The following is a 20400-nucleotide window of genomic DNA, read 5'->3' on the forward strand; positions in this document are numbered from 1 at the left end:
GCGCACCGCCCGCTGACACGCCTGACGGCGCTCCCCGAACGCCCCACCCGCCACCGTGCTCCGTCGCCCGTCGATCACATCCGCCGACGCTCCCGCCCCCGGCCCGGGTATCTCGAAACTCCGGCTTATTACGGCGTGCGGGCTCTGAGTCCGCAGGTATGCCCCAGGGATGCGCAATACCCCAAGGTATGCCGGTAAGGCGCCCATTCCTCGCCACGCCAGGCATCCGGGAATTACGCGGAATCACCCACCGCACATCTTTGAATGCGCTGTGTCGTTGTGTGACGCGCACAGACGCCCCGCGAAGAACGCGCCCAGACGCCGTGCGAAGAATCTGCACACCGAACACTCAGGCGTGACGCGCCCTTGTCGCGCGCTTCCCCCGTGCCGGTCGGTCCCAGGGCCCCCAGGTGCGGGAATGTCGCGTTCGTGGTCAGTGACATTCCGGACAGCGGATGGTCAATCTGCCGATCATGTGAAGGAGCTGCCACCACTTGATGGACACATGTGCACGCCCGGATGATCACGGGCCGGAATGCCCTCCGGCATCCGCTCCCGGATTGGCTGAGTGCCGGCCGTCTGGTCATCGCCCACCGGCTGACCACCGTCATGGACGCGGACCGTGTGATCGTCATGTCGGAGGGCCGTGTGGTCGAGCAGGGCCCGCCGGCCGCCCTGCTGGCCGACCCGGCCGGCCGGCTGTACGAGCTGGTGCGACGGCAGATGACCTGAGCCCGCCCCTGCCCGGGGCGGCGGCGGACCTCAGCTGTTCGTGAGCGGGGCTCGGGTGTGTGACGGCTGGCCGGGACGGACAGGCCGAGGCCGGCGCGCAGGGTGTCGCCGGCGGTCCGCGCGTCGGCTCGGGCGGTCCCGCGGGGAGCCCCCGGTGAACGGGCCCCCGCCCGGTTGCCGCGTGTGCCCGGGTGCCGGAGCCTCGTAGTGGGCTTCCTTCCCCGCCCGCCGGCCGTGAAAGTCACGGACCGCGCACGCCGGCAACGTTGAGTTGAGGGTCGATTTCATGACGGAGAGCGAGAGCCCGCAGGTCCGTGTCGCTCCGCTGGTGGTACTGCCGGTCCAGCCGGGAGATCCGCCGTTCCGGCTGGTGGAGATGCACGGGGAGCTGGCCGGCAAGGCGTTCTCCCTTCAGGACGTCCTCGCGTACGCCTACGCGGCGGGGCTCAAGGGCGCGGACCTGGACGACCCGGCGGTGGTCCAGTGGCTGGGCGGCGACCGCTACACCTGGCACATCCGGCACTGGAGATGAAGCACCTGGTCGGGGCATCCGCCGTCCGGCTCGGGGCACACGCGTGAGCGGGACGGGCGTCCCGGCCGGCTCGGGCCGCCAAAACCCTCACGGGGTGCTTTCATCGACATACGTCACCATCCCGCGCCGATTCACCACCCCGCGCCGATTCGCCAGGGAGGGCACATGGCTGTCCGGCACCAACTCATCGCCGCCGAGCCGTCCGCCGTCTGGGCGGTCCTCGGAGATCCTTCCCGTTACGCCGACTGGGTGGTCGGCACCGCCTGTTCCGCCCCCGCCGAGGGTCGGTGGCCCGAGGTCGGTTCCTCCCTCACGTACACGGTACGGCTGGGCCCCCGGGAGTTCCGGGGCCGCACCGTCGTCCGGCGCCACGAGCCGCCCCAGTGGCTGGAGTTGGAAGCGCACAGCGGGCCCTTCGGCACGGCCCGGATCGCCTTCGACGTCCGGTCCTGGGGTGACGAGACCCTGGTGATCGTCGACGAGCACCCCCTGCGCGGCTTCGCCGGCGCCGTCCACAACATCGCGATCGACGCGTTCCTCCAGATCCGGCACCGCGACATGCTCGCGCGGCTCGCGAAGGTGGTGGAACGGGAGAGCCGGGCGTCGGCGGACCCCTCCGCGCCGGCCTCCTCCCCACGCCACGACCGGAGCGCGGCCGGCGGACCGAAGACCGGGCGATGACCGACGCGGTGGTGATCGGCGCCGGGCCCAACGGCCTGGTGGCGGCCAATCTGCTCGCCGACGCCGGATGGAGCGTGGAGGTACTGGAGGCACAGGACGAGCCCGGCGGCGCCGTACGCAGCGACCGCGGCGTCCACCCGGACTATGTGAGCGACGTGTTCAGCGCCTTCTACCCGATGGCCGCGGCCTCCCCCGTACTCGCGAAGCTCGACCTGCACAGCGAGGGGCTGCGCTGGAGCCACGCCCCCCATGTGGTCGCGCACCCCCTGCCGGACGGGCGCTGCGCGGTGCTCGACCGCGACCGCCGGGTGACGGCCGCGGGGCTGGAGACGTTCGCGGCGGGCGACGGCCGGGCGTGGAATGAGCTGTGCCAGGTCTGGGACCGGCTGCGTGAGGACATCCTGGGGGCGCTGTTCACCCCCTTCCCGCCCGTCGGGGCCTCGCTCCGGCTCGCGGCCCGGCTGCGCGGAGCGGGCGGACTGCGGTTCGCCCGGAGCATGCTGCTGCCGGTACGGCGCCTCGGCGAGGAGGAGTTCGGCGGCGAGGGCGGCAGGCTGCTGCTCGCGGGCAACGCGCTCCACGCCGACCTGGCACCGGAGTCGGCGATCAGCGGCGGATTCGGCTGGCTGATGTCCATGCTCGGCCAGAGCTACGGCTTTCCCGTTCCGGTCGGCGGATCCGGTGAGCTGACGGGCGCGCTGGTACGCCGGCTGCGCCGGCGCGGAGTCACCGTCCGCTGCGGGGAGCGGGTCACGGAGGTCGTCGTACGGGGCGGCAGGGCGGTGGGGGTGCGCACCGCCACCGGCGGAGCCGTCTCCGTACGCAGAGCGGTCCTCGCGGACGTGTCGGCGCCCGATCTGTACCGCGAACTCGTCGGCGCGGACCATCTTCCCTCGCGCGTCATGGACGACCTGCGCCGTTTCCAGTGGGACTGGGCCACCTTCAAGGTCGACTGGGCGCTCGACGGCCCCGTGCCCTGGCAGGCACCGGGGGCCGCGCGGGCCGGCACCGTGCATCTCGCCGACGGGGTGGACGACCTCACCCGGTTCGCGGCGCAGATCGCCATGGGCCGGATCCCCGACCGGCCCTTCGCCCTCCTCGGCCAGATGACGACCGCCGACGCGACCCGCTCTCCCGCCGGTACCGAGTCGGCCTGGGCCTACACGCATGTCCCGCACCATGTCAGGGCGGACGCCGGTACGGACGGTCTGACGGGCCGCTGGGATCCGCTCGAACAGGAGATCATGGCCGACCGGATCGAGGAACAGGTCGAACGGTACGCACCGGGGTTCCGCCATCGCGTCCTGGCCCGCCGCGTTCTCGCGCCGCCCGTGCTCCAGGCCGCCGACAGCAATCTGCGCGACGGAGCGGTCAACGGCGGTACGACCAGCCTCCACCAGCAGGCGGTGTTCCGGCCGCTGCCCGGGACGGGCCGCCCCGAGACCCCGGTGCGGGGCCTCTATCTCGCCTCCGCCTCGGCCCATCCGGGCGGCGCGGTGCACGGCGCGCCCGGCGCGAACGCCGCCCGCGCCGCGCTGCGCGCACACGGCTCGGGCCGTGTGCTCGCCCTGGCCCAGCGCGCGCTGGCCCGCGGAGGCCCGAGCGGCGGGACCGGCCGGCCCCGCTGACGCCGCGCCGGTCCGGCCGGACAGCGGGCAAGCTCCGTCAGGGTGTGCGCGGCGACGGGTAGAGATCCAGGGCCAGGAGCGATCTCATGAGTCCGTCGCGGGTCCTGGGGTCCCAGCCGGTCAGCGTCGTCCAGCGGTCCAGCCGGTAGACCACCGTATTGGGGTGCACATGCAGCGCGCGGGCGGCGGCCGTCGGAACGAACCCGTGGTCCGCGTAGGCGGTCACGGCGGCGGCCAGATGGGGATGCGCGTGAGCGGTACGGGCGCCCGGCCCCAGGACATCGCTCAGCCGCCGCGACTGCTCCGCCAGACTCGACTGGAGCCAGGCGACCGCGTAGCGGACGGCCCCGTCCTCCCGGTGCAGCGCCAGCGACAGCGCGCCGTCGGCGTCCTGGAAACTGTCGGCGGCCCCCGCCAGACCGGTCCTCGGCAGCCCCACCCCGAGGGGCGCCGGCGGACCGCTCTCCCGCCCGACCGTACGGCCGAGCGAGCGCAGGACGAGCCCGTCCGGCACCCCCTGGCTCAGGACCGACAGCGCGCCGCCGTGGATGGTGGCCACGACCACGCCCGGCCCGGTGGCGGCCTGCCGGCGGAACCTCTCCAGACCGCCGCTCGGCAGATCCGCGGAGCGCCCGCGGAAGGCCTGGAACACGCCGGCGGGGTCGTACCCGAGGGCACGGGCGAGGGTCACCGTCGCCTCGTCGGCCGGGTCGGCCGCGGCCATGGCCTCGATCAGCCGCCGGTAGCGGTCCTCCTGCGCCGACAGCTCCGAGCGGAGGACCGCCTCGTACGCGACGGCCACCGCGTTGGTCAGCTCCTGGATCCAGGTCCAGAAGGTGGTGACCTGCCCGGCCAGCTCCGCGACCGCCTCCTGTCCCCGCCGGACGGCGCCCCGCATCAGCGCGTTCCACGTCTCCCGGTAGCCGATGTGGTAGGCCCCGAGGACGGTCTCGACCGGCAGCCCCTGCACCGCGCGCGCCGCGCCCAGCCGTGAGGACGCCTGGAGATATTCGGCGGAGGGCATGGTGCCGCGTTCCAGTCCGCCCAGCAGCCCGTGGAGCTGGACCGTCACATCACGCATATGTTCTTCCTCGGGCACGACCGAGTACCGGGGCATCTCCCGGCGGATGATTTCCGTGATCCTCGGCGCGAAGGACGGCAATTCGTCGATCATTTCCCGGCACAATGAATCGATCATGGGGTGCCTCGTATTCGCGTGGTGATCGCCGGCGGCGGGCCGTGCTCCTCGGTGCCTGTGGAATCACCGTACATCTTCCGCGCAGGCCTCTGCCCGGCCTCGGTCCACGCCCGGCCCCCCGCTCCCGTCCTGGGGGATCTCCAGGAAACCGGCGCGCGAATTCTCGCTTCTCCTCTTACCCGGAACGGGCGTCCTCCCGGACGGTTGATGAGGAGATCACTACCACAGGCTGGAGTGAAACCGTATGACGTCCTATGACATCACGATTGCCGAATACTTTCTCGACCGTCTCGCCTCGGTCGGTGTGGACCGCGTCTTCGGTGTTCCCGGCGATTACAACCTCGCTTTTCTCGACAAGGTGATGGAACACCCCCGGATCGAATGGACCGGAAACGCCAATGAACTGGGAGCGGCCTACGCGGCGGACGGCTATGCGCGCGTCCGGGGGACCGGGGCCCTGCTGACGACCTTCGGGGTGGGGGAGCTGAGCGCCATCAACGGAGTGGCGGGCAGTTACGCCGAGTACGTGCCCGTCGTCCATCTCGTCCTGGGTCCCCCCGCGGAGGCCGAACGCACCGGGGCGCTCGTGCATCACACCGCGGGGGACGGTGACTACGAACGCTTCGCACGCGCCCAGCGAAGCGTCAGCGTCGCCTCGGCCTCCCTCACCCGTCCCGAGGACATCCCGGACGCCGCCGGGCGGATCGACCGTCTCCTGCTGGCGGCCCTGCGGGAGAAGCGGCCGGTGTATCTGCGGATGGCCTCCGACATCGCGCTCTCCACGATCCCCGCGCCCACGCGTCCGCTGTCCGAGGAGGAGCGCTCCTTGCCCGTGGACCCCGGCTCGCTGGAGCGCTTCACCGACGACGCGGGCCGGAAGCTGGCCGAGGCGCGGAGCGCCGCCGTGCTGGCGGACTTCCTCGTCGACCGCTTCGGCGCGCGGGAGGAACTGGCCGGGCTGCTGGACACGACAGGTCTGCCGTTCGCCACGCTCTCCATGGGCAAGACGGTCGCCGACGAGAGCCGTTCCACCTGGCTCGGGGTGTACTCGGGGGCCTACGGCGACGCCCGTACCCGGCGGACCGTCGAGGACGCGGACGTCCTCATCCGCGTGGGGGTGCGCCCGGCGGACACCACGAGCGGCGGCTTCACCCACCGTTTCGGTCCCGGCCGGGGCATCGACCTCCAGCCGGGGTCCGCCTTTGTCGACGGCACCGAGTACCCGGGGATACCCCTGGCCGTGGCGCTGGCCGCACTGACCGGGGTGGCGGCGGGCAAACCGCTCGCGGACGCGTTCACCGGGGTGGCCGGGCCCGGGGACGGCGGACGGGACCCGCGCCCCGGCGAGCCGCTGACCCAGGCGTATCTCTGGCCGCGGATCGCCAGGTCGATCCGGGAGGGACAGACGGTGGTCGCCGAACAGGGCACGTCCTTCTACGGTCTGTGCACCCACCGCTTCCCCGCCGGCTCACGCTTCATCGGACAGCCGCTGTGGGGCTCCATCGGATACAGCCTGCCGGCGCTGCTGGGCGCCCAGCTCGCGGACCCCGGCCACCGGTGTCTGCTCGTCATCGGCGACGGCTCGGCACAGATGACGGCCCAGGAACTCGGGACCATCGGCCGCCACGGACTCACGCCGGTCGTCGTCCTCGTCAACAACGGCGGTTACACCGTGGAGCGTGCCATCCACGGCCCCGAGGCGGCGTACAACGACATCGCCCGGTGGGACTGGCAGCGGCTTCCCGCCGTCCTCGGTGTCGACGACGCGCTCTGTCTGAGCGCGGCCACCCCGGACGAGCTGGACCGGGCCCTGGCGGCGGCCGACGAGGCCACGGACCGCCTGGTCCTGATCGAGGTCCACACCGGCACGCACGATGTGCCCGAGCTGCTCGGCGAGCTCACCGCCGGAATGGGCAGCCGGAACGGCGGTGGCTGACCGGCCGACCGATGGTCCCGCTCCACCGGCCGGCCGGCTCCACCCGCTGACCGGCTCCACCGGCCGGCCGGCTCACCCGCTGGTCCGGCCGGCCGGCTCCCGGATGTCTGCTCCCGCCCTCGCTCCTGCTCCCGGCTCCCGGCTCTCGCTCCCGCTCCCGGCCCCGGCCCCGGCTCCGGGGTCGCGGGAGCGCGTTGTTCCCGGTGTTCGTGATCTCTGTTCACGCTGCGTTCGGTTTGTTCCTCAAGACTCGGTCGTCGCCCCCCATGAGTTGAACGAGAGGCTTCACCGTGAAGGACCAGAACAGCGAAGACCCCGAGCGCGCGGCGATCTCACGACGCCGGTTGGTCAAGTACGCCGGTGTCGGGGCAACACTGGCGGCCGCGAGCCCGCTGGCCACCGGCGGTACGGCGTGGGCCCACGACGACCGCGAGCGGGAGACGTCCGCGGACTCCCGCAAGCGGGTGTGGCGCGCCGGTGATCACCATGTGCACTCCGAGTACAGCGGCGAGTTCGACACGACGACGACTCCGCCGACGTTCCACAAGGGCGCCGACGCCGTCTACCCGATCGTCACCAACGCGATCATGGCCAAGCACTTCGGTCTCCACTGGGTGATGTGCACCGACCACGGCGGCCCGACCCACTCCAAGGTGAACCTGGAGCAGGCCTATCCCGACCTGCTGCGCTCCCGCGTCCTGGTGCCCGAGGTGCTCCAGTTCTGGGGGATGGAGTTCGACGCCCCGGCGCTGGACCACCACACGCTGATGATCCCTCACCACAGCGACGAGGCACGGCAGCTCTTCGAGCTGGAGAGCCGCTTCGCCAAGAACGACGCCTTCCCCGCCGACCCCGGCCGTGACACCGAGGCCAGGATGGTGGAGTTCCTGAAGGCGGCGAAGGACATGCGGCGCAAGCCGCTGGTGATCGCCCACCACGCCTCGCGCTCGGCGACCGGTCTCGGTGTCTACGGTCAGGACACCCCGCGTGAGTTCCGCAACGGCAACAACGCCGCGCCGGAGATCTATGTCGGTTTCGAGGGGGCCCCCGGCCACCAGGCGGGTCCGCTCAACGGCGGCGCGCGCGGCGGCTACGGGAACTACCCGACCCATGGCGGCTTCGACCAGATGACGGCCCGTGTCGGCGGGCTCTGGGACTCGCTGCTCGGCGAGGGCCGGCGCTGGTGGATCACCGCGACCTCCGACTCGCATGTGCACTGGACGCGCGGCGGCTCCGACTTCTGGCCCGGTGAGTACAGCAAGACCCATGTGCTGGCCAGGCAGGACTACGCCGACATCATGGACGGGCTCCGTAACGGGCGGGTCTGGGTCGGCACCGGTGACCTGGTCACCAGCCTCGATCTCACGGCGAGCAGCCGCGGTGACGAGGCCGCCATGGGCGAGACGCTCACCGTCAGCCACCGCAACCGTACGGACGTCGAGATCGAGATCAGGTTCCGGCCGCTGGAGGGCAAAAACGGCAACGGTGACCGTCCCGAGGTCCGGCGTGTGGACCTGATCGTCGGCCAGGTCACCGGCCCGAGCGCCAGCCTCGACACCGACACCAACCCGACCACGAAGGTGGTGGCGCGGTTCGGTCCGCGTGACTGGCGCAAGCAGGGCAAGGAGTACGTCATCAAGCACACCCTGCGCAATGTGGAGAGCGACCTGTACGCCCGCGTGCGCGGCACGAGCACCGACGAGGCCGAACCGCTCGCGGACGGGCTGGAGAGCCCCTGGGACGATCTGTGGTTCTACTCGAACCCGGTCTTCGTCGAGGTCCAGTCCCGCTGACCGGTCCGCCGGTCACCTCCGGACCGGCCCCGTCCCGCCGGTCCGGGCGGACTCCGTTCCCATGTCACACCGTGTCCCCGGCCGCGTGTCTTCGCGCGGTCGGGGGCCGGCCGGCGGCGCGTCCGCTCAGCGGCCGCCGGAGACGGTGATGTCGGTGCCCGTGACGAACGACGCGGCCGGCGAGAGGAGCCAGGTCACCGTGTCCGCGATCTCCTCCGGCCTGCCCATGCGGCGGATCGGGGTGGTGGCCACGGCCTCCTTGGTCTCCGGCGTCATCAGAACGGCCGTCATGTCGGTGGCGATGAGGCCCGGTGACACACTGTTGACCCGGATGCCCTCCGGCGCGACCTCGTTGGAGAGGGCCCGGCTGAAGGCGACCAGCGCGCCCTTCGTGGCCGTGTAGGGCACCAGCCCCGGCAGACCCCCGGTATGGGCGGCCACCGAGGCCATGTTGACGATGGACCCGCCCCGGCCGCCATGGCTGGTGGACATGGACCTCACCGCGTGCCGGGCGCACTCCATCGCACCGAGGACGTTGATCGCCATCAGCCGGGACAGATCGCCGGGTTCCTGTGCGTCGAAGGGGGCCGGCGCACCCGTCATCCCCGCGTTGTTGACCAGCGCGGTCAGCGGGCCCAGCTCGCGCTCCGCCCGCTCGAACATCTCCGTCACCTCGTCCGGCACGGAGACATCCGCGTGGACGGCGATCGCGCGGCCGTCGTGCGAACGGATGCCCTCGACCACGTCCTCGGCGGGCTCCTCGTGCGAGGAGTAGTTGACGACGACGCCGTACCCGGCCTCGCCCAGCTCCGTGGCGATGGCGGCGCCGATGCCCCGGCTGGCGCCTGTCACGATCACCGTGCCGTGTCCGTTCTCAGCTGTGTTCGACATCGCTGTGTTCCTTCTCGCTGGTCCGTCGAGGAGCGTGGGGCCTCCTCTTCCAACGTACTCGCGGGAGCGGATTTGTCCTCCCGGCGAAGGTGTCGCGGGGAGTTCGGGTCCGCCGGGTCCGCCGCGTCCACCGGGTCAGCCGGGCTGGCAGTGCGGGCACCACACCGTGCCCCGCCCGGCGATCCGGCCGTGGCACAGCGACGTTCCACAGCGCGGGCACCGGGCGTCCGACGCGTCCCGGTGCCCGGTGAGCCAGGACCTCCGCGCCGGTACGCACCCGGCCCGTACCGCCGACCGCAGGGTGCGCCGCATATCGGTGTAGAGGCGCTCGGACCGGTCCTGGCCGAGCCGGTCGGCCCGGACCGCGGGATGGAGCCGGGAGCGCCACAGGATCTCGTCCGCGAGCAGATTGCCCAGCCCCGCCACGACCGACTGGTCGGTGAGGGTGGCCTTGACACCGCCGCGCCGGCCGCCGACCCGGGCCTCGAACTCGTCCCGGGGGATCCGCAGGGCGTCGGGCCCCTGGCCCTCCATGAGCCGCGCCACCTCGGATTCGTCGGCCAGCCACAGCCCCTTGAGTTTGCGCTGGTCGCGGTAGCGGAGCTGACGGTCCCCGTCGACCGTGAACACCACACGGTCATGAGGGTGGAGTCCGTCGCCGGGAGGATGGCACTCCAGCCGTCCCGTCATACCGAAGTGCAGCAGCACGGTCGGCCCGTCGGTGCGGGCGAGCAGCCACTTCCCGTGCCGCTCCGGCTCGGTGAACCGGTGTCCCTCCAGTTCCTGGCGCAGCCGTCGCGTTCCGACCCCGTGCAGCACGCCCGTGTCGTACACGTCGACCCGTACGATCCGCCGGTCCCGCGCACAGGACGCGAGAACCTCGCGGAACGCCTCCACATCGGGCAGCTCGGGCATCTCCGTCACCCACCCCGGTCGCTCGTTCCCGTACCCCTGTCGCCCCCGCCTCCCAGGATGTCTCCTCGGCGAGCAGCCCACATGCCGGGGAGCGGCCCACGGCCGACGGGCCGCGCACATACCGACGGGCGGGGCCGCGCGCTTGCCGAACGAGTCGGGCCGCGCGCTTGCCGACGGGCCGCGCGTGCCGCACCACGCGGCACAGCGGTCCCTTCCCGCGTCTATTCCCGCCTGGCGGGGGCACCTGGCGGATATTGGTTCAGCCCGATGGACGCGCCGGTCCCGGCGCGACCGGTCCGGCTGCCAGGACAAGGAGGGAAGCGATGGCGACGCCTGCCCAATCGGGGCCGGGAACCACACCGCCGACCGGTACGACGGGGACCGTCACCACGGCCGTACCGGCCAGGCTCGACCGGCTGCCCTGGTCGCGCTGGCACTGGATGATCGTGATCGGTCTCGGCACGGTGTGGATCCTCGACGGCCTCGAAGTGACGATCGTCGGCAATATCGCGGGCCGGCTGTCCGAGGACGGCAGCGGTCTGTCGATCACATCGGCCCAGGTCACCGGGGTCTCCGCCGCGCTGTACGTGGCGGGCGCGTGTGTGGGCGCGCTGTTCTTCGGCAGGCTCACCGACCGCTACGGCCGCAAGAAGCTGTTCATGGTGACCCTCGCGGTGTACCTCGGAGCGACCGCGATGACCGCGCTGTCCTTCGACGCCTGGTGGTTCTTCCTCTTCCGTTTCCTCACCGGGTTCGGTATCGGCGGGGAGTACGCGGCCATCAACTCGGCCATCGACGAGCTGATCCCGTCCAAGTACCGGGGGCGGGTCGATCTGATCATCAACGGCAGCTACTGGCTGGGTGCCATAGGCGGTTCGCTGCTGTCGGTCCTGCTGCTCAACACCGCGATCCTCCCCAAGGACCTGGGCTGGCGCGTCGCCTTCGCGCTCGGTGTCGTCCTCGGCCTGGTCATCCTTCTCGTACGACGGCATGTGCCGGAGAGCCCGCGCTGGCAGCTCATCCACGGGTACAGCGCGGAGGCGGAGAAGCTGGTCGACTCCGTCGAGGAGAGCATCGAGAAGGAGAAACACGGGAAACTCCCGCCGCCGGCCGGTGAGATGACGATCCAGCAGCGCAAGAGCGTCAGCTTCGGCCTCATCGCGCGGACCGTCTTCCGCCGTTACCCCCGGCGGGCGGTGCTCGGTCTGTCGCTCTTCATCGGGCAGGCGTTCCTCTACAACGCGATCACCTTCGGTTTCGGCACGATCCTGATCACCTTCTTCGATGTGCCGACGGGAGACACCGGCTACTACTTCGCGGTGATCGCCGCGGGCAATTTCTTCGGCCCGCTGCTGCTCGGACGGCTCTTCGACACCGTCGGCCGCCGGATCATGATCTCCTCCACCTATCTGCTGGCGGGGGTGCTGCTCTTCGGTACCGCCTGGCTCTTCGACAGCGGTGCGCTGACGGCCACGACACTCACCGCGTGCTGGTGCGTGGTGCTCTTCTTCGCGTCGGCCGGTGCCAGCAGCGCGTATCTCACGGTCTCGGAGATCTTCCCGATGGAGACCCGCGCCATGGCGATCGCCTTCTTCTACGCGCTCGGCACGGCGGCGGGCGGTATCAGCGGTCCGCTGGTCTTCGCGGACCTCACGGAGTCCGGTGTGGTCGGGGACACGGTGCTCGCCTTCCAGATCGGCGCCGCCCTGATGTGCGCGGCGGGACTGGTGGCGGCCTTCCTCGCCGTACGCGCCGAGGGACGGTCGCTGGAGGACATCGCGGAACCGCTGTCGTCCGTGAGGGGCGCGGGTGCGGGTGCCGACGGCGGCACGGGCGGCGTACGGACCTGACCGTGCGTGGTGGCACCTGCGCGGACGCACCTGCGCGGAGGCACCCGCCGCGTGGAGGCACCCGCGTAGAGGCACCTGCGCGGACGCACCGCGCGCGCGTCCCGCGGATGTCCTTCGGAAGGGCCTTCAGCCCGCCGGGTCCCCGGCTTCCGGCCCGCCGTCCGGCGGTGACACGGGAAGGGTGACGGCGAACTCGGTGCGCCCGGGTCCGCTCGTCGCCCCTGCCGTGCCGCCGTGTGCCGTGACCACCGCGTGGACGACCGCCAGGCCCAGTCCGGTGCCGCCGCCCGCGCGTGAGCGGCCGGCGTCGCCCCGTACGAAACGGGCGAAGACCTCGGGCAGGAGCGGCGCCGGGACACCGGGTCCGTTGTCCGTCACACTCAGCCGGACCTCGGCGGGCCCGGCCGACAGCCGTACGGAGACCTCTGTGCCGGCGGGCGTGTGGGTCCCCGCGTTGGCGAGCAGATGGCCGATGGCCCGGTGCAGCCGGTGCTCGTCCCCCGTCATGGTCACCGCCTCCTCCGGCAGGTCGAGCAGCCAGCGGTGACCGGGGCCCGCGGCCCGTGCGTCGTCCATGGCGTCGAGGACCAGCCGCGTCAGATCCACCGGGCCGTGGTCGAGGGCCGGGCCCGTGTCGATACGGGCGAGCAGGAGCAGATCGTCCACGAGACGGCCCATCCGCACCGACTCGGACCGGATACGGATCAGCGCGTGCCGGACCTCGGCCGGGACGGGGCCGTCCCGGCGCAGTGCCAGTTCCGCGTGTCCGCGTACGGCGGCCAGCGGGGTGCGCAGTTCATGGCCCGCGTCCGCGGTGAAGCGGCGCAGCCGTTCCTCTCCGGCCCGGCGCCGCTCCAGGGCGTCGCCCACCTGGCCGAGCAGTCCGTTGACGGCGGTGCCGATCCGGCCGGCCTCGGTGCGCGGGTCGGTGACCGGGACGGGGCCGGGCAGGGCCACCCCGCCGCCGGCCAGGGGCAGTCCGGCGAGGTCCGCCGCGGTGGCGGTGACCGCGCGCAGCGGCCGCAGGGACAGCCGTACCCAGAGCGCTCCCACCGTGCCGGTGGCGGCCAGGGTCACCGCGAAGGCCGTCGCCTCCACGCCTTCCAGCCGGTGCACCGTCTCCTCGACGGGACGCAGGGGCAGACCGGTGACCAGGACGTCCCGGTCGTCGCCCCGCACGGCGGTGACGCGGTACGGCCCCAGGCCGGACAGCCGCAGAGTGTGGCCGTGCCCGTCGACGGGCAGTGCGGCGAGTGCCCGGCGGTCGGCGGGCGTGAGCGGCACCGGCGCGTCCGTACGGTCCTCGGCGACGACGGCCCGCGTGGCCGTCCCGGGCAGCAGCCGCGCGCCGAACGTACCCTCCGCCCGGCCGCGGGGGCCGGGCGGGTGGCCGGCGTCCGGCCGCTTCTCCTCCGCCAGGCCCGCCGCGAATCCTCCCCCGGACGCGGAGAGCCGCTGGTCGAGCCGGCCGACGAGGAGCCCGTCGAGCGCGAACAGCGTGGTGAGGCCGAGCGCCAGACAGGCGAGTGCGACGAGGACGACCAGCCCCGCGGTGAGCCGGCCGCGCAGGGTGCGGGGGAGGAACCGTCGCATCGGGCCCCCGGCCCGTCGACGCGACCTGTCGCCGCCGTCCGGACGGGGTGGGTGGCTCGGAGTGTCCATGGTCCGTCCAGCATCCCCCCGCGAGGGGGCGGGCCGGGCGGGGTGCCCGCTCTGAGTTCCCTCTGAATCGGGTGGCGGTGAGGTCGTTGAGAAGGTCGTCACAGGTTGCGCTGCGAGGCTCACGACGCATCGGCGGCCAGAAGGAGACGGCCGGAAGGAGCCAGAAGGAGAGAGGGGCCCATGAACACCATCGCGGCACCGGCACTCGGCCGGCCGCGGCCCGGTACACGGGTCGGGGCCGAGGGGCCGTACGGGGCGTTCACCGCGGTCCGGCGCGTATCCCCGGAGGGTGCCGCCGCCGACGGTGCTGCCGCCGACGGGCGCGGTGCCGGCGACGAGGCGCGCGAAGCGGGGCTGTGTCCGCTCCCTCCGGAGCGCGGGGGACCGGCCCGGTGACCGGGCCCCGGCCTCGCGACCCCTGGCATGGTGACCCCCGCCGCTCCGGCTCCTGGCACGCGGACTCCGGGAGCTCCGGCTCCCCGGGCGGTCTGCGCCATGCCGAGCACGCGATGGGCACCGTCTTCTCCTTCGACATACGTGATCCGCGCACTCCGGCCATCGAGGCGGCGCTGACCGAGGCGGTGGCCTGGCTGCACCATGTCGACGAGGTGTACTCCACCTACCGGCGCGACAGCGTCGTCTGCCGGCTCTCGCGCGGTGACCTCGGGCTCGACCAGTGCTCCCCGGAGGTGCACGAGGTCCTCGCCCTCTGCAAGAGCGCCGTGCGGACCAGCGGCGGCTGGTTCAGCCATCTCGCGACCGGTGTCCTGGACCCCTCCGGGCTGGTCAAGGGATGGTCCGTCGAACGTGCCTCGCGGATCCTGTACGAGGCGGGCGCCCATCACACCTGTGTCAACGGCGGCGGGGATGTGCGGCTGAGGGGCGAGGCCGCGCCAGGGGTGCCCTGGCGGCTCGGTGTGCCCCACCCCCTGCGCGCCGGTGAGCTGTGCACCGTCGTCACCGGCCGCGATCTGGCCGTCGCGACCTCGGGCACGGCGGAGCGCGGCACCCGCATCATCGACCCCCATCGCGGCACGGCCGCGGACTGCTACGCGTCCGTCACCGTGGTGGGCGAGCGCCTCGCGATGACCGGCGCCTACGCGACCGCGGCCTTCGCCATGGGGGCGGCGGCACGGGAGTGGCTGGAGTCCCTGGACGGGTACGAGGGGTTCGCGCTGACGCCGGACGGCCGGTCATGGCGTACGGACGGATTCCCCGGCAAACGGCCCTGACCGATCGTTTCGGAACGATCCGCGGAGCCGTGGGACAGCCGACGCCGCACGCGAGTTCCTCAACGAGCCATGTGTCGCGTGGGGCGCATACGGCTTCGATATGAGGGGAACCTTTCAGGGCTCGCAACCGCCCAGATCCGTTGGCCAGGACCGGCAGACGCGTCCCGGCCGATGTGGATCTGCCGACCGTGAAGGGTTCCATCTCATGGCTGACGTGTTCCGTAAGCTCCTCATACCCGCGCTTCTCGCGCTGACGTCCCTCGCGCTGCCCTCGGCCGCTGTGGCGGCCCCCGCGCCCGCCGATGCGGTCCAGGCCGTCGGCACGATGTGTCTCTCCAGTGACTATCCGAGATCCCGGATCGTCAATGTGGAGTCGTGTGACTCCTCCAGGGCCGGCCAGCACTGGAGCATCAATGGTGAGGCGATTTCCCAGTCCGTGTACCCCGGTATGTGTCTGTCCAGTGACTATCCGAGGACCCGGATCGTCAATGTGGAGTCGTGTGACTCCTCCAGGGCCGGCCAGCACTGGAGCGTCAACGGCGAGGCGATCTCCGAGTCCGTGTACCCCGGTATGTGTCTGGCCAGCGACTACCCGAGGACCCGCATCGTCAACGTGGAGTCGTGCAACTCCTCCGGACCCCGCCAGCACTGGACCGTGCAGGGAGAGCAGATCAGCATGACCTTAGTGTGACCTTCTGATCCACTCCGGCGTCCTCCCGCCCGCCGGTAGGCGCCCCGCCGATGCGCGTGGCGGCGCCTGCCGGCGTCCGGGGGCTCACGAGCCCTGTCCGGGGGCTCGTGAGCCACTCCGTCCTGCCCGGCCCCGTGGTGGCGGGTGCGGGTGCCGGCATCGGATGAGACGGTGGAGGGAGAGGCGCTCCTTCTCCCCCGGGAGGAGGCGAGCGCCGCCGAACAGCGCGGCCGCGCCGACGCACTCGGCATCAGTCGCGGGGCCGTCGGCGACGTACCGCGAGAGCCCGGCGCCGAGCCCCGGCCATCCGGTCGCGACACCTATCATCCGGCACCCGGTGCGGCCGGCCGTTGGCCCGTGCGGCCGCGGCGGCGGGCGCGCGAGGCGCCGACAAGGGAGCGATCATGAAGGCAGCGGTTTACGACGGACCCCGGACGGTCGCGGTGAAGGATGTGCCGGACGCGAAGATCGAGCACCCCTGCGACATCCTGGTGAAGATCACCAGCAGCAATATCTGCGGATCGGATCTCCACATGTACGAGGGGCGGACCTCCTTCGAGACGGGACGCACCCTCGGACACGAGAATCTGGGGCAGGTCGTCGAGGTGGGGCCCGCGGTGGCGAAGGTCCAGGTCGGTGAGTACGTGGTCCTCCCGTTCAACATCGCCTGCGGATTCTGCAAGCAGTGCGAACGCGGAATGACGAACTACTGTCTGACCATGCAGCCGGAACCCGCCATGGCCGGGGCCGCCTACGGATTCGCGGACATGGGGCCCTACCAGGGCGGACAGGCGGAGCTGCTGCGTGTTCCGTACGGCGACTTCAACGCCCTGCGTCTGGGGGAGGACGCCGCGGAGCGCCAGGTGGACTATGTGATGCTGGCCGACATCTTCCCGACCGGCTACCACGCCACCGAGATGGCCGACGTCAAACCCGGGGACCAGACGATCGTCTACGGCGCCGGGCCCGTGGGGCTGATGGCGGCCTACTCGGCGATACTCAAGGGCGCGGGCCGGGTCTGGGTCGCCGATCACCAGCCCGACCGGCTGCGCATCGCCGAGGAGATCGGGGCGATCCCGATCAACACCGCGAAGCAGAACCCTCCCGATGTCGTCAAGGAGGCGACCCTCGGGCTGGGCGCCGACAACGGCTGTGAGTGCGTCGGCTACCAGGCGCACGACGCACAGGGGCACGAGGACGCCAGCCTGACCCTGAACGGGCTGATCGACGCCGTCCGTTTCACCGGGGACATCGGCGTCGTGGGCCTGTTCCCGCCCGAGGACCCCGGGGGTGCCGAGGCACAGGGGGAACTCGAAGCCAAGGGCAAGGTGCCGATCGACTTCGGGATGATGTGGTTCAAGGGCCAGCGGCTCGGCACCGGCCAGGCACCGGTGAAGAAGTACAACCGTGCCCTGCGCGATCTGATCGCGGGCGGCAGGGCCGAGCCCAGCTTCCTGGTCTCCCATGAACTGGACCTCTCCGAGGCGCCCGCGGCCTACGAGCACTTCGACGCCCGCGACGAGGGCTGGACGAAGATCGTCCTCCACCCCGACGGCGGCTGACCCCACCCCACCCCACCCCACCGCGCCCCGCTCCGCGGCCCGCGCTCACTCCCGTTCGACCGGGAGATGGCGGGGGCCGCGCAGCAGGGCGCTGCGCCGGTACGGAGGCGGATCCTCGGCCAGGCGGAATTCCTCCAGATGGGGAACGAGGGCGCTCAGCGCGATCTGCGCCTCGACGCGGGCGAGCGGGGCGCCGAAGCAGTTGTGGATGCCGCTGCCGAAGCCGAAGTGCTGGTTGTCCTCGCGTGCCGGGTCGAAGTGGTCGGGGTCGTCGAACCGCAGCGGGTCACGGTTGCCGGAGGCGAGCATCAGGATCAGCGGCGCCCCCTTGGGGATGGTGACGCCCCTCACCTCGATATCGGTCAACGGGGTGCGCTGGGGCAGCATATGGACGGGTGGTTCGTACCGCAGCAGTTCCTCGACGGCGTTCGGCATCAGCTCGGGTTTGCCGCGCAGCAGCCGTAGCGCGTCCGGGAGCCGCAGCAGGGTGAGCACCCCGTTGGTGATCAGATTGACCGTGGTCTCGTGTCCGGCGATGAGCAGCAGGGTCGCGGTGCTCTTCAGCTCGTCCCGGGTGAGACGTCCGTCGGGGCCGGTGTCGTTGACGAGGGCGGAGAGCATGTCGTCCGACGGGTGACCGCGCCGGAGGTCGCCCAGTTCCCCCAGATACTCCGCCATCGCGATCCGGGCCTCCACCCCCGCGTCGAGCCTCGCCCGGTGGTCCTTGTCCTTCTCGGGGGCGAAGTCGAAGCTGGCGACGATGGCGTCCGTCCACGCGTGGATCTTCGGTACGTCCTCGACCGGCACCCCCAGGAGCCGGCAGATCACGGCGACGGGGAGCGGGTACGCGAAGTCGTCGACGACATCGATCGAGTCCTTGTCCCGGAACGTGCCGATCAGTTCGTCGGTGATCCGGGTGATGTCCGCGCGCAGGGCGTCGATCCTGCCGGGGGAGTGGGGCGGGCCGAAGGGCCGCATCGCGATACGGCGGAGCCGGTCGTGCTCGGGGTCGTCGACACCGATGAAGGCGGGCGGATCGGGCCTTCTGAGCATGTCCTCGTCGGGTTCGGCGCGGTTGACGACGTCCGAGCTGATCCGGGGGTCGTGGAGCAGCGCGGCGATCTCGTGGTACGTGCCGACCAGATAGCTGCCGTCGGTCTGCCGGGTCACGCCGTTCTCGCGGAGTTCGGCATAGAACGGATAGGGGTCGGCGCGGTTCTTGTAGTCGGTGATCCGCTGGAACAGGGTGTCCGGACGCATGGGGTGGGGCCTCCTCGTCGAGGGCGGGCTGCGGGTGTTGCCCGCGGCGGGTGCTGTTCCGGCCGTCGGCCGGGGGCGGGTACGGGTCGCCGGATGTCGGACGGCCGTCGGGTGCCGGGCGGGTCAGTCGTGCCGCACCAGGGTCAGCCGCCGGTCCGGCAGATGGCCGGTGAGGGCCACGGTCGGGCCGTGCGACAGCGTCCGGGGCGACGGCACGTCCGACGGCACGGGCACCCCCGCGTCGGGCCGGTCGGCGACGCCGGACGCGGGCGGGAACGGCGCCGCCGTCTCGATGAGCCCCTGGTAGTGCTCCAGCCACTTGGCCCGGTTCACACTGACCGCCGCGGTGATCCGTCCCCGGTAGCCGTAGACGGCGACCAGCCGGCGCTCCCGCAACGAGCCCTGGGCGATGACCACCTGGTCGGAGAAGGTGGGGACGCCGACGGACTTGATGTTGAGGCCGAACTGGCTGGACCAGAAGGCCGGCACCGCCAGATGCGGGCGTCTGCGCGGCCCCGGACTGACCATGTTGTGGGCGGCCACCTCGGCCTGCGCGACCGCGTTGCCCCAGTGTTCGAGGGCCAGTATCTGGTACTCGAAGAGCGGATGCGGGAAGCGGGCCACGTCCCCGGCGACGAAGACGTCGTCGGTGACGATCCCGTACATGTCGAAGGCGCGGCACCCCGCGTCGCAGGCCACGCCCCGGGGCCCCGCGGCCAGCCCCGAGTCGGCCAGCCACTCGGTGTTGCGTACGGCGCCCAGGGCGACCACGGCGATATCGGCGTCGATCCGGCTGCCGTCGGAGAACTCGGCGCCGGTGAGCCGGCCGTCGCGGCCCTTCAGCGCGGTGACCGTCACCCCGCAGTGCAGATCGACGCCGTGCGCGCGCTGCACGGTGGCGGCGAGCGCGCCGAGCGCTCCGCCGAGCGCGCCGACCAGGGGCGAGGGTCCGCGTTCGGCGACCGTCACCTCGATCCCGCGCTCCCGGCAGGCGGAGGCGATCTCCGAGCCGGTGAATCCGGCACCGATCACCAGGACCCTGCGCGGCCCCGCGTCGAGACGTTCGGCGAGCCGGACCGCGTCATCGGCCGTGCGCAGGGTCATGACACCGTCCAGAGCGGCCTCGGCGGGGTCCGGCCAGGGCCGGGCCCGGGTGCCGGTGGCGATCAGCAGCCGGTCGTAGGGCAGCCGTTCGCCATCGGCGAGGAGCACCCGTTTCCCAATGGGATCCACACCGACGGCGCGCACACCGAGCTTCCACACCGCGTCCACCTCGCGGCGGCGCGGCAGCCCGACATCCTGGGCGCGCACCCGCCCGAGCAGTACCTGCTTGGACAGCGGTGGCCGGTCGTACGGGGGGCAGGGCTCGTCCCCGACCAGGGTCAGCGAACCGGTGAAGCCCTCCTCGCGCAGGGTCTCGGCGGCCCGCAGCCCGGCCAGCGAAGCGCCGACGACGACGATCCGGCCCTCGCGCCGTTCACCGGACACGGGCGTCCGCCCGCTCCCCGACCAGGATGGCCTGCACCGGACACGCCGCCGCGGCCGCGCGGACGCGTTCCCCCTGGTCGTCGGGGACGGTCGGGGTGTACATGAGGGCCTCCTCGCCATGCAGTTCGAACACCCGCGGGGCGAGAAACGCGCACTGCGCGTACCCCTGACAGCGATTGAGGTCGACAACGATCTGCATCCGGTCCCCTCCTCCGTGGCGCCCGCCCTCTCCGTCCTACTGCCTGCCGGGCGCCGGCGCGAGCGGTGCTGCTCCGGCGAGGGCGCCCGGCCCCGGGAAGCCACACGCGCGGCCCCCGTGGCGGTCGGGTCCCGGGGCGGCTCCGATCGT

General features: G+C 72.1%; 18 protein-coding genes. 11 read left to right on the forward strand and 7 right to left on the reverse strand.

Features of this window, described 5'->3' with window-relative positions; all coding sequences use genetic code 11:
- Window positions 1-519 precede the first annotated feature (519 nt).
- The 4 genes from ACFYYH_RS01435 (at window position 520) to ACFYYH_RS01450 (ending at window position 3573) form a co-directional block, all read left to right on the forward strand.
- Window positions 520-732 carry a hypothetical protein gene (locus tag ACFYYH_RS01435; RefSeq protein ID WP_388545357.1) on the forward strand — a complete coding sequence of 71 codons (213 nt, stop codon included), beginning with the start codon at window positions 520-522 and terminating at the stop codon, window positions 730-732.
- A gap of 286 nt (window positions 733-1018) precedes the next feature.
- Window positions 1019-1264, forward strand: a complete 246-nt coding sequence (locus ACFYYH_RS01440; protein WP_388544318.1) for a hypothetical protein — start codon at window positions 1019-1021, stop codon at window positions 1262-1264.
- A 165-nt stretch (window positions 1265-1429) separates the two neighbouring features.
- Window positions 1430-1945 carry an SRPBCC family protein gene (locus ACFYYH_RS01445; RefSeq protein WP_388544320.1) on the forward strand — a complete coding sequence of 172 codons (516 nt, stop codon included), beginning with the start codon at window positions 1430-1432 and terminating at the stop codon, window positions 1943-1945.
- Complete coding sequence (locus ACFYYH_RS01450) at window positions 1942-3573, forward strand: phytoene desaturase family protein (protein WP_388544323.1); 1632 nt, start codon at window positions 1942-1944, stop codon at window positions 3571-3573. Before ACFYYH_RS01445 ends, ACFYYH_RS01450 begins: the two co-directional genes overlap by 4 nt.
- Before the next feature lie 37 nt (window positions 3574-3610).
- Here ACFYYH_RS01450 and ACFYYH_RS01455 read toward each other — a convergent pair whose 3' ends face one another.
- Window positions 3611-4771, reverse strand: a complete 1161-nt coding sequence (locus ACFYYH_RS01455) for a PucR family transcriptional regulator (RefSeq protein ID WP_388544326.1) — start codon at window positions 4769-4771, stop codon at window positions 3611-3613.
- A 244-nt stretch (window positions 4772-5015) separates the two neighbouring features.
- Between ACFYYH_RS01455 and ACFYYH_RS01460 the strand changes: the two genes are divergently transcribed.
- Window positions 5016-6707, forward strand: coding sequence for an alpha-keto acid decarboxylase family protein (locus ACFYYH_RS01460; RefSeq protein WP_388544329.1), 1692 nt, complete (start codon window positions 5016-5018; stop codon window positions 6705-6707).
- A gap of 290 nt (window positions 6708-6997) precedes the next feature.
- Window positions 6998-8500: a phosphoesterase gene (locus ACFYYH_RS01465; protein ID WP_388544332.1), complete on the forward strand. Its 1503-nt coding sequence runs from the start codon at window positions 6998-7000 to the stop codon at window positions 8498-8500.
- A 126-nt stretch (window positions 8501-8626) separates the two neighbouring features.
- Here ACFYYH_RS01465 and ACFYYH_RS01470 read toward each other — a convergent pair whose 3' ends face one another.
- Window positions 8627-9391 carry an SDR family NAD(P)-dependent oxidoreductase gene (locus ACFYYH_RS01470; RefSeq protein ID WP_388544335.1) on the reverse strand — a complete coding sequence of 255 codons (765 nt, stop codon included), beginning with the start codon at window positions 9389-9391 and terminating at the stop codon, window positions 8627-8629.
- A 135-nt stretch (window positions 9392-9526) separates the two neighbouring features.
- Window positions 9527-10306, reverse strand: coding sequence for an Fpg/Nei family DNA glycosylase (locus ACFYYH_RS01475; RefSeq protein WP_388544338.1), 780 nt, complete (start codon window positions 10304-10306; stop codon window positions 9527-9529).
- 323 nt (window positions 10307-10629) lie between these two features.
- Between ACFYYH_RS01475 and ACFYYH_RS01480 the strand changes: the two genes are divergently transcribed.
- Window positions 10630-12156 (forward strand): MFS transporter, encoded by a 1527-nt coding sequence (locus ACFYYH_RS01480; protein WP_388544341.1) that lies wholly within the window; start codon window positions 10630-10632, stop codon window positions 12154-12156.
- A 126-nt stretch (window positions 12157-12282) separates the two neighbouring features.
- Here the strand turns inward: ACFYYH_RS01480 and ACFYYH_RS01485 are convergent, their stop codons facing one another.
- On the reverse strand, window positions 12283-13749 hold the full coding sequence (locus ACFYYH_RS01485) for a sensor histidine kinase (RefSeq protein ID WP_388544343.1): 1467 nt from the start codon (window positions 13747-13749) through the stop codon (window positions 12283-12285).
- 249 nt (window positions 13750-13998) lie between these two features.
- On the opposite strand from ACFYYH_RS01485, the gene ACFYYH_RS01490 reads away from it, so the two are divergent.
- The 4 genes from ACFYYH_RS01490 (at window position 13999) to ACFYYH_RS01505 (ending at window position 17303) form a co-directional block, all read left to right on the forward strand.
- Window positions 13999-14214: a hypothetical protein gene (locus ACFYYH_RS01490; RefSeq protein ID WP_388544345.1), complete on the forward strand. Its 216-nt coding sequence runs from the start codon at window positions 13999-14001 to the stop codon at window positions 14212-14214.
- Between the two features lie 113 nt (window positions 14215-14327).
- Complete coding sequence (locus ACFYYH_RS01495) at window positions 14328-15050, forward strand: FAD:protein FMN transferase (protein WP_388545261.1); 723 nt, start codon at window positions 14328-14330, stop codon at window positions 15048-15050.
- A 205-nt stretch (window positions 15051-15255) separates the two neighbouring features.
- On the forward strand, window positions 15256-15741 hold the full coding sequence (locus ACFYYH_RS01500) for a ricin-type beta-trefoil lectin domain protein (protein ID WP_388544348.1): 486 nt from the start codon (window positions 15256-15258) through the stop codon (window positions 15739-15741).
- A gap of 404 nt (window positions 15742-16145) precedes the next feature.
- Window positions 16146-17303, forward strand: coding sequence for a glutathione-independent formaldehyde dehydrogenase (locus ACFYYH_RS01505; protein WP_388544350.1), 1158 nt, complete (start codon window positions 16146-16148; stop codon window positions 17301-17303).
- Between the two features lie 45 nt (window positions 17304-17348).
- On the opposite strand, the gene ACFYYH_RS01510 is transcribed toward ACFYYH_RS01505, so the two are convergent.
- The 3 genes from ACFYYH_RS01510 to ACFYYH_RS01520 all read right to left on the reverse strand — a co-directional run bounded on the left by ACFYYH_RS01510 (window position 17349) and on the right by ACFYYH_RS01520 (window position 20250).
- Complete coding sequence (locus ACFYYH_RS01510) at window positions 17349-18563, reverse strand: cytochrome P450 (RefSeq protein ID WP_388544353.1); 1215 nt, start codon at window positions 18561-18563, stop codon at window positions 17349-17351.
- Window positions 18564-18686: 123 nt separating this feature from the next.
- A complete protein-coding gene (locus ACFYYH_RS01515; RefSeq protein ID WP_388544354.1) occupies window positions 18687-20051 on the reverse strand; it encodes an NAD(P)/FAD-dependent oxidoreductase in 1365 nt (454 codons plus the stop codon).
- Entirely contained in the window at window positions 20041-20250 is a 210-nt protein-coding gene (locus ACFYYH_RS01520; RefSeq protein ID WP_388544357.1) for a ferredoxin, read from the reverse strand. The genes ACFYYH_RS01515 and ACFYYH_RS01520 overlap by 11 nt, the downstream gene beginning before the upstream one ends.
- Between the last annotated feature and the right edge of the window lie 150 nt (window positions 20251-20400).

Origin of the sequence: Streptomyces sp. NPDC002018 (assembly GCF_042890865.1) — a bacterium.
Lineage (GTDB): Bacteria > Actinomycetota > Actinomycetes > Streptomycetales > Streptomycetaceae > Streptomyces.